Consider the following 13,873-nt stretch of genomic DNA (forward strand, 5'->3'; position numbering starts at 1 on the left):
CGGAGTCGGACGGATCCGTTCACGAATGTTGACCGGGGCAGGAACCGGAAATCATCGTGGACGCGGCCACGAGTCCGAACGGCGGAGCGGAACGTGGCCCCGTACCACCCGGTATGTAGTGTCGTCGCGTGTCTGCTGATCCGTCTGTGGCCGAACTGATCGACGGTGCGTGCAAGGTGCTGCGCGCTTACAAGCACGACGAGGTCGCCGATCGCGCCGAACGCAAACTCGCCGCCACCGGCCGGTCCTCGTCGATCGTGGTGGTGGGGGAGATCAAGCGCGGTAAGAGTCTGCTGGTCAGCGCTCTCATCGACCGCGACGGCGCCGCTCTCGACGATGTCGAGCACTCGACCGCCGTCGCAACCCGATTCGTCACCGCCACCGACGACTTCCCGGAGGGCACTGCCGAATTGGTGTTCCCCGACGGGAGTCGCCGCGTCGACCGCGCCGAGCTGGGGGAGTGGATCACCACCGGCGGCCGCCATGTCCAGGACCCGACCGTCGAGACGTTGCCGGTCGCAGCGATCGTGCCGATCGCCTCCGAGAAGCTCACGAACGCGTCGGTCGTCGACACTCCCGGCATCGGCGGCCTCGACCCCCGGCATGCCGCGATGGCGGCCCGCTCCGCAGACCGGGCCGCCGTGCTCGTGCTGGTGTGCGAGGCGTCGACCCCGCTGACCGAACCGGAGATGCGGTTCCTGCGCGAGAGCGCCGCCGGTGTGGAGAACGTGCTGGTAGTGGTCACCAAGACCGACAAGAACCTCACTCGCTGGGAACAGATCGTCGCGGAGAATCGCCGCGCCATCGCAGAACATGTCGGCCGAGACATCCCCGTCGTGGCGGTGTCGAGTGTTCGCTCCCTGGCCGCGACCGCCCTGCCGCCCTCCCCGGTGCGCGAGCGCAGCCTCGCCTGCTCCGGGGTCCCCGGGCTGTGGGCGATGCTCGACGAGCGGGTCGCCGCCGCCCGGCACCGCCCCGAAGCCGACGCGCTGCGCGTCGCCCTCGACGGGCTGCGCCGCATCGAAACGCACATCGCCGACGAACTCTCCGTCGTGCGTGACGGCGAATCCGCCATCCCGGACCTGACCGCCGAGATGGAACGCCTGAAAGGTCTCAAGGACGAGGCGCAGCAGTGGGAGCAGCACCTGCAGCGCGACCTCACCCTCGCACGGCAACGGGCCGTCACCCGCCTCGACGAGGAGATCACCCGCGTGCGGGAGGACTGGACGACGCGCATCAACAAGTCGTCGATGCAGGTGCTGCGGCGGTCCCCACAGGTGTTCACCGCGCAGATCCAGGCCGACCTGCTCGACGCAATGGCCACCACCGCCCAGGTGTTCCTCGACGACCTCGAGAAGATCGTCGCCGACCTGTTCGACGACCCGCAACAATGGGAGCACATCCGCGAGATCACCCTCGAGGCGCTGCAGACCGATCCCTTGGTGACGGGGGAAGTGGGCTCGAAACGCCAAGGGCTGCTGGATCCGAGCGTGCTGACGATGGGCATGATCGGCACCACCATGCTCGGTGCGGTCATCGGGGCCGGAGCCATCGCCGGCGTCGCCTGGGTGGCGATCAATCTCGGGTTCAAGGCGATGCGCACCGGCAAGACGAACCTGCTGACCTGGCTGCGCGAAACCCTCGCGACCGTGCGGACGGTCACCACCCGCATGCTCGAGGCCGCGATGGCCACCACCCGCCCGGAGATCGTGCTGCGTCGTCGCAAGCACCTGCAGGACCGGATCACCGAGTTGCAGAAGCGCATCGACGAAGCCAAGCGCGCCGCGCAGGCGGACGCTGCGACCCGCACCGCGAACATCGAACGACTGGAGAAGAACCTGCGCATCACCCGCGCCCGCATCACCCCGATCGAGACGACGCTGACGGGGGATGCCGCATGAGCGCCCCGCACACTCCACCGCAGACCGGGGCCCCCGATCCGGTGCACCAGCGCATCGACGCGGCACTGCACCAGCTCGCCGCGCTCGGCGGTGATCTCGTATCGCATGCCAACCGCATCGGTGCGATTCTGTGGTCGCCGCCGCGCATCGTGGTCGTCGGACGCCTCAAGGCCGGCAAATCCACCCTGGTCAACGCGCTGATCGGCGCTCCGGTCGCCGAGACGGCAGCGCTCGAGGCCACCAATGTCGTCACCGTCTACGAGAACGGTGCGCCCTCCCGCGCCGACGTGGTGTTCACCGACGGCGCGCGCCGACCCGTGCCGCTGGCGCTCGGTACCACCGTCGAGGTCGGGGTCCCGCCGGAGCAGGTCGCGTACGTTCACCGCTGTCTGCCTTCTCACGCGCTGAGCACGATCACTCTCGTCGACACCCCCGGGCTGGCGACGCTCACGGTCGCCAACGCCACCGCGACCGAGCGGGCGTTGATCGACGGGTTCGAGCAGACCCGCTCGGCGTCCGTCGATGCCGACGCGGCGGTCTTCCTGTTCGACTCGATGCCGCGCACCGACGAGGTCGAATTTCTGCAGCGCCTCGGCTTCACTCCGCTGAACACCCTCGGAGTGCTTTCGCGCGCAGACGGTTTCGGTCGTGGAGTGTTGGGCAATCGGGATCCGCTCGGACACGCCGCCGAACACGCGAACGTCCTTGCGCGGCGGCTGGCGGGACAGGTCGGCACGGTGGTTCCTGTCGCCGGGTTGCTTGCACAGACCTCCCATACCGGCGCGTTCACCGACTCCGACGCCCGCGCTCTGGCCGACCTCGCCCCGCTGGCGCCGCTGGAGTTGTTCGATCTGCTCGACGCCGACTCCGCCGCACTGCCGGTCCCGCGCGAGCAGGTGTGGCGCCTGCTCGAATTGATCGGTGAGTACGGGCTCGTGCACGCCCGCGCGCATGCCACCGGTGGTGCGCACCAGGTCAACCAGTGGCTGTCCGGAGTCTCCGGCATCCATCCGCTGCGCGCGGTGCTCGAGCAGTCGCTGCGCCGGTTCGCAGTGCTGCACCGCGCCGGGCGGATCCTCGCCGAACTCGACTCCCTCGTCTATTCACATCCGGCGCGCGACGCCATCCGGCAGATCGTCTCGGCGCTGCGCACGGATCCGGCGCTGGTACCGGTGGAGTTGTTGCGGGCGTTGCGGTCTCTGCTGCAGGCCGACCCGACCGCGCCCGTGGTCGACGAACTGGTCCAGGTGTTGCGCGGCGGTACGATCGCCGAGGCGTCGGGGCTGGAGCCGACGGCGTCACCCGAGCAGATCCGGGCGGCGGCGCAACAGAGACTCGTCGCGGTGCAGGCACAGACGGTGTCGACGCGGTCGGCTGCGGAGGACACTGCGTTGACGGCGCTGACACACGCCTACACGGTGATCGCCCGCGGATACTGACCCGGTCGGCGGGTCACATGCCGGGATCGGGCTCGTCGAAGGTGTCGGTGAAGCCGGTCGGGGCGGCCTCGTCGTCGGGGGAAGGCTCGTCGTCGTCGACGAGGACGGGGTCGGTTCCACCTGCGCTGACGAGGTCGGCGTAGGCATCGGGGTCGAGGTCGAGAGAGTCGGCGGTGACCACTTCGGGGTCGATCTCGTCGTCGTCCGGGATCAGTGAGATATCGACCGCGGCAGTGCCGGGGTCGGTGGCGATGTCGAGCGCGCGCTCCCAGACCTGATCGGGCAGTTCCGGTAGGTCGGCGAGCACATCGATACCGAGCAGCTCACCCAGTGAGGGCAGCGGATCGGTCTCATCGCTTGTCATGGGCTCTTCCTTCTTCCCCCGTTGTCCATCGTCGTCAGGTTGGAGTCGTGCGGGCCCCGGAATGTTCCTGCCACGTCCCAATCTACCGGTCAGGGCTCGAGACCGACGGCATCGAGGCGGGCCGGGTCGAGGAGTTCGACGAGTTGCGCTCGTCCCCGGTTGATGCGGGTCTTGACCGTCGCGACAGGCACGTTCTGGTGCTCGGCGATCTCGGCGTAGCTCATCTGGGCGTATTCGCGGAGCACCACCGCGACCCGGAACTGTTCCGGGAGCTGAGCGAGGGCGTGACGCACCGCGTCGGTGTCGACGACGCGCTCGGCCGGTCCCGGCACCGTGGAGGTCCGGCCGAGGTCGATCTCGTCGTCGGGGATCTCGCGGCGCTTGCGCACGATCGCCAGCGCGGCGTTGCTCGCGATGCGGTAGAGCCAGGAGCCGAAGCGGGCGGTGCCCCGGAATTTGTCGAGGTTCTGCCAGGCGGCGATCAACGCGTCCTGCAGGGCGTCCTCGGCGTCGTGGCGGTTGCCGGTGATCTGCACGCATACCGCCCACACCTGGGTGCGGGACGGTTCCACCAGTGCGGCGAAAGCGGCCCGGTCGCCGGACCGGCACCGCTCGATCAACTCGGTCTCGTTCATGGCACCCCCATCTGTACGCGGAGTAACCTACCCGGCCGCGTCGCACAGCGGTCCGGTGACCGTCATCGATGTCGTGCACCGACGGTCACCGGACCGCGAGGGAGGTCAGTTCTCGCCCAGACCCATCTCCTCGGCGCGGACGAACTTCACGTACTGCGTCGCGACGCGCTGCGGCACGGTGCGCAGAGTGTCGGAATCGGGGTTCTCGTTGCCGATCGAACGGAATCCGGACAGCTCGGCCATGTAGCGGCCGTAGGTCATCAGGCACGCGGCAGCTCGACCTTCGGCGACATCCCCCGACCAGCAGGTGGTGTTCGGAAGACCCTGCGTCAGCGACGGATCCTCGACGAGATCCGGATAGGTCGCTGCAGTGTGGGCCGCGAACGCGTCCTTCAGGACCTCGGCCTCGTCCGGGCCGGCGGTGCGATAGACGTTGCTGTTGACCTTCGCGACACGGTCGGTGCCGGTCTGCTCGAACACCACCTCGGTGTCGGCCGGCGCGGAGTCGTAGTGCAACCAGCCGTCGGGTCCGTAGACCGCCATGTCGGAGTTACGCGAGTACTCGCTGTCGACGAACCCCACGGCTCGGGCCATGACCTTGTCCAGATCGACCGGCAACGAGGCGATCTCGTCGGTCGGGGTGGCCGGGAACCGGTCGAGCAGTTCGATCTGCTGCTGCACACCGCGGGTCGCGGAATCGGTGAGCCAGTCGGTTCCACCGCTGTCGTCGCCGCTGTAGGTGTAGACGACGAACATGCCGCGTGTGGTGAGCGTGCTCAGGGAGACGGTGTCCAGTTCCGGCCAGGAATACGTGGTGGCCAGTGTGTCGGGCAGGTCCGGCAACGTCGTCGGGGTCTCCGGACCGGTGGCGAACGGGCCGTCCGCGGGCGCGAGCTTGTACTCGTACAGGGCCTGTGCCGCGCCGCCGGCATCCTCGGGGGTGGGGAATCGCCAGACACTGACACCGAACTCGCGACTGTCGTCGTCGGTGCTCCGGAAGCTGGTGAAGGCGTTGATGATCGAGAATTCCTTCAGGATCTCGTTCTCGCTGCCGGAGAAGATGTTGCCCGTGCCGCCGAGGAAGACCCCGTTGGTGGACCCGCCGACGGTGAGCGTCGGGTCGACGGTGTGCGGGTGGACGACGAACTCGGCGAGTCGCTGGCCTTCCACTGCAGGACCGAAGTCCTCGGCCGCCATGCCCAGCGCGACGAAATCGCGCGGCTGGGTGTTGTAGTCGCCGGTATCGAGCGAGTCGAGATCCACGCCGGCAGAAGCCCGTTCGGTCGTGGTGGTCTCGTCGACGACGGTGGCGTCGCTGTCGGACGCGCAACCGGCCACAGTGACGACGGCGGCAGCGGCCATGGCCAGGGCGAGGCGCCCGGTTCGAGAGTTGTGCATGGGAAGAGAACTCCTGAGGAGGAAGGTACGGGAGAAGGGCAGGTCAGGCGTTCCAACCGAGTTCGGTGAGCAGTGCTTCGCCGCGCTCGGTCGTCGTGGAGAACTCGGCGACGAGTCCGGTGGACTTGTCGATGACGGTGAAGTACGAGTTCCCGCCCGGTTGGTGGTCGTAGTCGGCGATCCGCGTACCGTCCGACGAGACGACCCGGGTGTTGTCGTTCTTGGCGTCGCGGAGCCGGATGAAGTTCGAGCGTGCGTACTGATCGTCCCGGTATGCCGACACCGATTCGTAGTCGGTGGGCTTCATACCCAGCGCCTTGCCGAGATTGGAGTTGGGGCTGATCTGGCACCGCACCCGCAGGGCGCCCTCCAAGGAGAAGCCGGACTTCTCGCACGAACTCGACCCGGTGAGCAACTTGGTCGGCAACAGTTCCACCACCTCGTCGGTGCTCTCGCTGCGATAGACCGAATCCGACGTCGCCGCAGGTGGTGCGCCGGTGTCCGACCTGTCGTCGGCCACAGCGGGGGCGACCGCGGCGCCGGCCGATGTTCCGTCGTCGGCTCCGCCACGGGTCAGACCGAAGACCGCCCCGGCGGCGACGAGTACCGCCAGCACGGCACCCCCGGCGATGAGCAGGAGCCGAGACGGTCGTGACCGCTCCACGTCGCGCGCCGGTGCCGGGTTCGGTTGTGCCGCCGGGGTACCCGGGCGCGGAACACCGGCTCGCGGTGCTGCGGGGCGGGGAGTGTCCGGTCGCAGCACCTCGGTGTCGAGGTCGGCGGCGGGTTCGGTGGTGCGTCCGCCGGCGACGAACCCGGCCGCGCCCTTGGCCACGACGGTCTTCGGGTCGTCGAGGGTGGCGATGGACCCGAGTTCGGACAGCCGCCGATGCACGTACGGGATCCGCGAGGAACCGCCGGTCAGATACAGCGCCTGCAGACTCGACCGGTCCACCCCGGCATCGCGCAGCACCTGGGCGGCGAGCTGCACGCCGCGGGTGATCTGCGGTTCGATGAGCTGCTCGAACTCGTCGCGGGTGATGGTGAAGGTCAGATCCGCGCCGTTGCCGGTGACCCGGATCGTCGCGGAGGGATGCTCGGAGAGCAGTTCCTTGGCGCGGCGGATCTGATCGTCGAGGGTGCGGCGGGCATCGAGCCCGTCCGGGGTGCGCAACCACGCCGCGAGATCCGGGTCGTCGTCGCGCAGGCGTTCGTCGACCCAGCGGGCGACGGTGGCGTCGAGGTTCTTGCCGCCGAGGGTGTTGTCGCCGCCGGCCCGGATGACCTCGAAGGTCCACTCGCTCGTCGCGGTGAGTACGGCGATGTCGAGGGTACCGCCACCGAAGTCGAACACTGCGATCGTCGAGCCCTTGACGATCTTCGCGTCGTGCTGACGCGAGTAGTAGAACGCCGCGGCTCGGGGTTCGGAGATCAGCGAGACGCTGCCGCCGAGTCCGGCCAGGGATGCGGCGTGCCGCAGCACATCGAGTTCGCGCTGGGACCAGGCCTCGGGGTGGGTGAGCACGACCTCCGCCGGCGGATGGTTGTTGTGCCGGGGTAGCGCCTGGTTGTAGACGGTGCGCAGGACCGAAGCGATGGTGTGGGCGACGGGGACGTCCTGGCCGCGGACCATCACCGATCCGACCGCGACGTGGGTCTTGGGGTAGGCGACGAACCCGGCCGGGTCCACGGTGGCCTGGTTGATGGCCACGTCGCCGGTGGTGATCGCCCCGGTGTGGTCGACGTACACCGAGGACGGCATGAGGTTGGAGGTGTGGGTCAGCGGCAGTGATTCGACCCGGTCCGGGCCGATCCGGTGCGCCGCCGACGTGTTGGACGTGCCGAAATCGACCGCCAGAACCCAGCTCATCTCGATCGTGCCTCTCGAATGCGAACCCACAAAACCTGCATGGACGGTGCGATGACCGTCGCGGACTCTATAGCGGCGAACGGCCGTCGCCCGTCGGCGGGTGTCACGACGCCCCCGGAGCGGGGCACTGCGCCGGCGGAACCTCCACCCGCACCTCGACGTAGCGCAGGATCTGCCCTTCGTGACACCAGCCGGGCCGGATCATCGCGGCGACCCGGTTCGCCTCCGCCGGTGCTACTGCCGGCGTCACCGCCACCGCACGGTGACGGCTCGGATCGAACCGCGTACCGGGCTCGACGGTCAGACGTTCGACCCCCAGATCGGCGAGTCGTGCGGTCGCGGCGGCGCGCTCCGGCCCCTCCGCTGCGACATCCGCTGCCGCGATCATTTCGTCGATCCGTTCACGGATCTGCGGTGACATCACCTGCTTGCCCTTCGTCTCGGATCGGTCGGAGGTGGGGCTCAGACCAGATCGGAACCGGTGTCGGTCGACTCGGACCCGGTGTCGAAGGCCGAGACGTCGACGTAGTCGTCGGCGATGCCGTCACCGTCGAAGTCGACCGCACCGGTGTGCAGGTCCACCACCACGTCGACCTCGCCGTCGCCGTCCTCGTCGAAGACGGCCAGATCGAGCCGGCCGTCGCCGTCGAGATCACCGGCGGCGGCGTCGATGTAACCGTCACCGTCGCGATCGAACTCGATCAGGTCGGCATTGCCGTCGCCGTCGGAGTCGCTGATCTGCGCATCGGTCCTGCCGTCGCCGTCGTAGTCCACCAGCGACAGGTCGACCCGGCCGTCTCCGTCCGTATCGACGTCGGCGACGCGGGTGCCGTCACCGAGGGTGTACTCGTCGAGCACGACCGGCTCGGTGGAGGCGGAGCCGGAGGTCACGCGCGAGGTGGACTCGGTGTTCTCCGCAGCGGCGCGATCGGAGGCCGAGGAGGCCGACCCGGCGGAGCTCGACGCACCCGAGTTGCTCGCCGAGCCGTAGGACGAGTCCGAGCTCGAGGAGCCGGAGCTGTCGTACCGCTCGTAACGCTCGTAGGACTCATAGCTCGTCGATCCCGACTGGTCGGCCGAGGACGAGCCGTAGGAGGAGTTGCCGTCGTAGGAGGACTGCGAGCCGTACGACGAGTCGGCGCGGTCGCTGGCGGTGGACTGCGACGCGGCACGGTCGGCGTTCGAGGAGCTGCTGCCGGGGAAGGAGTTGGTAGCCATGGTCGGTGCCTCTTTCGGTGTCTCGGTGACTGACACAGGTAAGAGGGACCGGGAGGTGGAAAGGTTCCCGTCGAATCGAAAAAATTTCCGAGTTTTCTGATCGGCGGTGGAAACCCGAGGTCACGGGGCTGCGACAGAGCGGAAGTCGGGCCGGTCGTGGAACGCGGAACGGTGCGGCCGCATCAGCGACCGCACCGCTCGAAGGGTTCCGAGAGGACCGTTACACGCCCTGACGGACCGGCGTGCGGCGGCCCATCGCGGCGAGGGCGGCGCCGAGCACCGCGGTGGCGGCGAGGCCGGCCAGTGCCGCGAGGAATTCGGTTCCGCTGAGCGTGCCGTAGTCGGCCAGGCCGGGAAGACCGGCGAAGGCAGCGTCACCGACCGGCAGCGAATAGGCGCCGACGATGTGCTCGAGACCGTCGGGGTTGCCGGACGCGACGAGCGCCAGCGCGCAGGCGCTGACCACGCCCAGACCGCCGATCGCCGCGAAACCACGTCGGACGGCAACGGGGGTGACGGAGGGCCGTGTGTCCCACGCGGCGACGCCGGGCGCGAACGCCGTCACGGCGCTCAGCACGGCGGCGGTGATGAGGGCTTCACCGAGACCGATGGCCAGGTGGACCGCGGTCAGTTCGCCGATGAACGCTGCTGCGGCACCGGTTCCGACGGTAGCCGTGTACGCGACGCCGAGCACCGCGGCACTCACCGGCACGGACAGACCGGCGCTGATGGCGGCGGTGGTCCGCGTCAGCTTCCCGAGGCCGAGTCGCTCGGCGCCGATGCGGACGGCGGCGGTGACGAGCACAGGCAGCACCGCCATCAGCAGCACGTTCACCCCGAGGGCGTTGATGCCGCCGTCTCCGAACAGCAATGCCTGCACGCCGACCACGGCGGTCATCGCGAGAAGGGCGAGCCGGGGCCCGAGGAGCGCGGTCGCGAGCGCGCCGCCGATGAGATGGCCGCTGACGCCACCGGCGATGGGGTAGTTGACCATCTGGGCGCCGAAGATCATCGCTGCGGTCGTGCCCGCGAGAAGGGTGTCCCGGGTCGTGATGCGCGGGCGCCCGGCGGTGGCGGCCAGGACGACCGCACCGGTGGCGATCGCCGCGGCCGGCGCGGTGGCGCCCATGGGGAGGAAATGGTCAGGGACGTGCATGGGTGAGACTCCCTTCGAGGATGGACGGGTGAACGTGTGTGGAGCGCCAGGAGCGCCAGGTCGACTCGAGCGGCGAGGAGTGGGCGTCGGCGCCGAGGAACCGCAGCAGGCTGCCGGGTCCTTCGAGTTGGACGACACCGTCGCCCTCGGCGCGTCGTCCGTAGGTTGCGATGACGTCGTGCACCCGCGCGGAACCGAGGATCCCGGGTTCGGGGAACGCACCGTGCGCGTACAACTCCTCGACGAAGAGGGGACGACGATCGAGGACCACCGAGGTACGGCTGCGGAGCGCACCTCCGGTTTCTCCGTGGCGCCCGAGGACGAGCGTCTCCCGCATGCTCGTGGCCGCGCCGGAGGCGAGTTCGATCCGAGTGGCGCGGTGCACGCGGGCGCCGGTGGCGATCACGAACGGGTAGGTGTCCCATACGAGGGTGCCGCCCTCGGCGACGGTGATCCGCACGTCCCACCGGGACAGCCGGTTGTCGGCGTCGTAGGCGACGGTGCCACCGATGTCCTGCAGTTCGAGCGTGCATCCGGCGTCGACGTGGACGTCGACGGTCACCGAGTCACCACCGAGCAACAACGCGCCGGCGGCGACGAGGGCGACCCGCGCGTGGTCCGGACCGACCTCGACCGTGCGGGGGACGAGCATGCCCGCCCGCAGGGTCAGGCGTGCGCGGCCCGGTGCGCGGTCGATACGGATCGTGGTGCGGGACATGATCAGTCGTGCGAGTGTGCGACGGCGTGATCGTGGCTGTGCCCGTGCCCGTGCCCGTGCCCGTGCCCGTGCCCGTGCCCATGGCCGTGATCGTGGTCGTCGTCCTCGTCGGCGTGGAAGTGCGGAGCCATCGGACCGGGATCGACAGGGGTGTGCGACCCGGCGCGGTGGGCTGCCAGCATCTCGCGCACCCAGTCACCGAGCGCCTGCACCGATGCGGCGTCGGTCCGGGACAGCGCCAGCACCGGTCCGCCCTCGCGGGCCTTCTCGGCGTCGGCGACCATCTGGGGCACGTCGACACCCACATACGGGGAGAGATCGGTCTTGTTCACCACGAGCAGGTCGGCGCGGCTGATGCCGGGACCACCCTTGCGGGCGACGTCGCCACCACCGGCGACGTCGAGCACGAAGATCTGCGCGTCGACGAGCGCGGGGGAGAAGGTCGCGGTGAGGTTGTCGCCGCCGCTCTCCACCAGCACCACGTCGAGCGGCGCGAAGTCGCGTTCGAGATCCTCGACGGCCAGCAGGTTCATGGTCACGTCGTCGCGGATTGCGGTGTGCGGGCACGCACCGGTCTCCACCGCGCGGATGCGCTCGGGATCGAGCACGCCGGCCGAGCGGAGGAAGCGGGCGTCCTCGTCGGTGTAGATGTCGTTGGTGATCACGCCGAGCTGCAGCTCGGACGCGAGGGTGCGGCAGATGGTCGCGATGAGCGAGCTCTTGCCCGTGCCGACGGGACCGGCGACGCCGAGACGGAGCGAACGGGTGGTGGTGTGTTCAGGCACGGAACAGCCTTTCTGGAGCGGATGCGTGGGCTTCGGCCCACAGTTCGGTCTGGGGGCCACCGGTGGCCGGGATGTCCGCCGGATCGGTGAGGGCGGACAGCTCGGCGATGAGAGGTTCGAGATGAGCGCAGGCCTCGAGTGCCCATCGCGAACCGATGGCCGGGTCGGTGGGGTGCAGTTTGAGGAAGGCCGCGACGATCGCCTGCGCCTCCTCGTACAGCACCAGTCGCGCGGTGTCGATCGCCGGGATGCGCGCGAGCGCCGCGATGGCCCCGACGACCAGTCCCCGCGACGGTCGCGGGGTCCGGGCGTCGAGGTCGTCGAGAACGGTGGAGGGCCACAGGTTCCGGGCCAGTCGCAGGTAACCGCGGGCCAGCAACCGGGACGCGTCGCGTTGGGCCGGGCCCGGAGTGCGCGCCGCCCAGTGGTCCTCGATCTCGTCGATCCGGAGCGCTGGGGCGGTTCCGGCATCGGAGTCCACGGCGTGCCGGGTGACCACGGCGACGCCGGCCTCGACTGCCGCCGAGGTGCGCAACCGTGCGACGAGGAAGCGGCGCACCTCGGTCGGCGACATCCCACCCTGGAGCGCGGGTTCGAGCCCACCCGAGTTGACGTTCCCGCCGACCGGCGCGCGCCCGTCCGCGAGAAGGAGCAGCACCGTGGTGGGGGATAGAGTGTCGGGCAACATCAGAACATCGAATACAGCTGCGCGAGCGGCAGTTCGGTGGCTGGCGCCGGAACGACCCGCTCGCCGTCGATGTCGATGTCGAAGGTGTCGGGGCGGATCTCGATGCACGGCAACACGTCGTTCTGCTTCATGTCGGCCTTGCCGATGTGCCGGGTCGGCCGCAGCGGCAACAGTCTGCGGCGCAACCCGAGTCGTTCTACCAGGCCGTCGTCGAGGGCGGCGGGGGAGACGAACGACACCGACGTGTGCGGAGCGAGCGCATCGCCGAACGCCGGTCGCTGCAGCACCGGTTGCGGCGTCGGGATCGAGGCGTTGGGGTCGCCGAGCGCGGCCCAGGCGATCGATCCGCCCTTGATGACCAGCGACGGCCGGATGCCGAAGAACTTCGGATCCCACAGGACCAGATCGGCCATCTTGTCGACCTCGATCGAACCGAGTTCGTGGTCGACGCCGTGCGCGATCGCAGGGTTGATCGTGTACTTCGCGACGTAGCGGCGGGCCCGTTCGTTGTCGGCGGGCATGCCGCCGTCGAGCTCCCCGCGCCGGTTCTTCATCACGTGCGCGACCTGCCACGTGCGGGTGATGACCTCACCGATGCGGCCCATCGCCTGGGCGTCGGACGAGGTGATCGACAGGGCACCCATGTCGTGCAGGATGTCCTCGGCCGCGATGGTGGTGGCCCGGATCCGGGACTCGGCGAACGCGAGGTCCTCCGGGACGGCGGGGTTCAGGTGATGGCAGACCATCAGCATGTCGAGGTGCTCGTCGACGGTGTTGATCGTGTGCGGCAACGTCGGGTTGGTCGAGCCCGGGATGATGTGCGGCAATCCGGCGATGCTCAGGATGTCCGGGGCGTGCCCGCCGCCGGCGCCTTCGACGTGGAAGGCGTGGATCGAGCGTCCGTCGATCGCGGCGAGCGTGCTCTCCACGAAGCCCGCCTCGTTGAGCGAGTCCGAGTGCAGCGCGACCTGCAGTCCGTGCTCGTCGGCCGCGCGCAATGCCGCATCGATCGCGGCCGGTGTGGAGCCCCAGTCCTCGTGCACCTTGTATCCGGCGGCCCCGGCGAGGGCCTGTTCGCGCAGTCCTTCGGCGGAGACGGTGTTGCCCTTGCCGAGCAACAGCACGTTCACCGGCAGCGCGTCGAGCGCGCGGTGCATCTGCATCAGATGCCACGGGCCCGGCGTGACGGTGGTGGCCTTCGATCCTTCGGACGGACCGGTTCCACCGCCGGCGATCGTGGTGATGCCGGTGGCGAGTGCCTCGACGATCTGCGACGGCGACAGCAGGTGCACGTGCGAGTCGAAGGCACCCGCGGTGAGGATGCGCCCCTCACCGGAGATGACGTCGGTGGACGGGCCGATCTGCAGCCTCGGGTGCACGCCGTCGGCGATGTCCGGGTTACCGGCGCGGCCGAGGGCGACGATGCGACCGTCGCGGATACCGACGTCGGCACGCACGATGCCCCACCAGTCCAGAACGATCACGTTCGTGATGACGGTGTCGGGAGCACCTTCGGCCCGGGTCGTCACGCCCTGGGCCATCGATTCGCGGATGGACTTGCCGCCACCGAAGACGGCTTCCTCGCCGCCGAAGGTGCGGTCCTCCTCGATCTGGATCCACAGGTCGGTGTCACCCAGGCGTACCTGGTCGCCGACTGTCGGTCCGTACAGTGCCGCGTACTCGGCGCGTGTGATCTCCACG

Annotated in this window: 13 protein-coding genes; 2 read left to right on the plus strand and 11 right to left on the minus strand. The window is 69.3% G+C overall.

Annotated elements, in window-relative coordinates; genetic code table 11:
- The first annotated feature begins 128 nt into the window (after nucleotides 1-128).
- Nucleotides 129-1,901: a dynamin family protein gene (locus tag CKW34_RS12020; RefSeq protein WP_229580664.1), complete on the plus strand. Its 1,773-nt coding sequence runs from the start codon at nucleotides 129-131 to the stop codon at nucleotides 1,899-1,901.
- Nucleotides 1,898-3,340 carry a GTPase gene (locus CKW34_RS12025; RefSeq protein WP_059383488.1) on the plus strand — a complete coding sequence of 481 codons (1,443 nt, stop codon included), beginning with the start codon at nucleotides 1,898-1,900 and terminating at the stop codon, nucleotides 3,338-3,340. Before CKW34_RS12020 ends, CKW34_RS12025 begins: the two co-directional genes overlap by 4 nt.
- A gap of 13 nt (nucleotides 3,341-3,353) precedes the next feature.
- Here CKW34_RS12025 and CKW34_RS12030 read toward each other — a convergent pair whose 3' ends face one another.
- The 11 genes from CKW34_RS12030 to CKW34_RS12080 form a co-directional block, all read right to left on the minus strand.
- The gene (locus tag CKW34_RS12030) at nucleotides 3,354-3,704 is read right to left on the minus strand and encodes a hypothetical protein (protein ID WP_059383487.1); all 351 of its coding nucleotides are present in this window, start codon (nucleotides 3,702-3,704) and stop codon (nucleotides 3,354-3,356) included.
- A gap of 89 nt (nucleotides 3,705-3,793) precedes the next feature.
- Nucleotides 3,794-4,339 (minus strand): RNA polymerase sigma factor, encoded by a 546-nt coding sequence (locus CKW34_RS12035; protein ID WP_059383486.1) that lies wholly within the window; start codon nucleotides 4,337-4,339, stop codon nucleotides 3,794-3,796.
- A gap of 105 nt (nucleotides 4,340-4,444) precedes the next feature.
- Nucleotides 4,445-5,737 (minus strand): DUF7373 family lipoprotein, encoded by a 1,293-nt coding sequence (locus tag CKW34_RS12040; protein WP_059383485.1) that lies wholly within the window; start codon nucleotides 5,735-5,737, stop codon nucleotides 4,445-4,447.
- Nucleotides 5,738-5,780: 43 nt separating this feature from the next.
- Entirely contained in the window at nucleotides 5,781-7,607 is a 1,827-nt protein-coding gene (locus tag CKW34_RS12045; protein ID WP_059383484.1) for an Hsp70 family protein, read from the minus strand.
- Nucleotides 7,608-7,710: 103 nt separating this feature from the next.
- Nucleotides 7,711-8,028 (minus strand): nucleotide exchange factor GrpE, encoded by a 318-nt coding sequence (gene grpE / locus CKW34_RS12050; protein WP_059383483.1) that lies wholly within the window; start codon nucleotides 8,026-8,028, stop codon nucleotides 7,711-7,713.
- Nucleotides 8,029-8,069: 41 nt separating this feature from the next.
- Nucleotides 8,070-8,825: a VCBS repeat-containing protein gene (locus CKW34_RS12055; protein WP_059383482.1), complete on the minus strand. Its 756-nt coding sequence runs from the start codon at nucleotides 8,823-8,825 to the stop codon at nucleotides 8,070-8,072.
- Between the two features lie 220 nt (nucleotides 8,826-9,045).
- A complete protein-coding gene (locus tag CKW34_RS12060) occupies nucleotides 9,046-9,981 on the minus strand; it encodes an energy-coupling factor ABC transporter permease (RefSeq protein ID WP_059383481.1) in 936 nt (311 codons plus the stop codon).
- Nucleotides 9,968-10,699: an urease accessory protein UreD gene (locus CKW34_RS12065; protein WP_059383480.1), complete on the minus strand. Its 732-nt coding sequence runs from the start codon at nucleotides 10,697-10,699 to the stop codon at nucleotides 9,968-9,970. The genes CKW34_RS12060 and CKW34_RS12065 overlap by 14 nt, the downstream gene beginning before the upstream one ends.
- A 2-nt stretch (nucleotides 10,700-10,701) precedes the next feature.
- Nucleotides 10,702-11,484, minus strand: coding sequence for an urease accessory protein UreG (gene ureG, locus CKW34_RS12070; RefSeq protein ID WP_059383479.1), 783 nt, complete (start codon nucleotides 11,482-11,484; stop codon nucleotides 10,702-10,704).
- Nucleotides 11,477-12,172 (minus strand): urease accessory protein UreF, encoded by a 696-nt coding sequence (locus CKW34_RS12075; protein WP_059383478.1) that lies wholly within the window; start codon nucleotides 12,170-12,172, stop codon nucleotides 11,477-11,479. The genes ureG and CKW34_RS12075 overlap by 8 nt, the downstream gene beginning before the upstream one ends.
- Nucleotides 12,172-13,872, minus strand: coding sequence for an urease subunit alpha (locus tag CKW34_RS12080; protein WP_059383477.1), 1,701 nt, complete (start codon nucleotides 13,870-13,872; stop codon nucleotides 12,172-12,174). The genes CKW34_RS12075 and CKW34_RS12080 overlap by 1 nt, the downstream gene beginning before the upstream one ends.
- Nucleotide 13,873: the final 1 nt, after the last annotated feature.

The sequence above is a fragment of the Rhodococcus rhodochrous genome (assembly GCF_900187265.1).
Lineage (GTDB): Bacteria > Actinomycetota > Actinomycetes > Mycobacteriales > Mycobacteriaceae > Rhodococcus > Rhodococcus rhodochrous.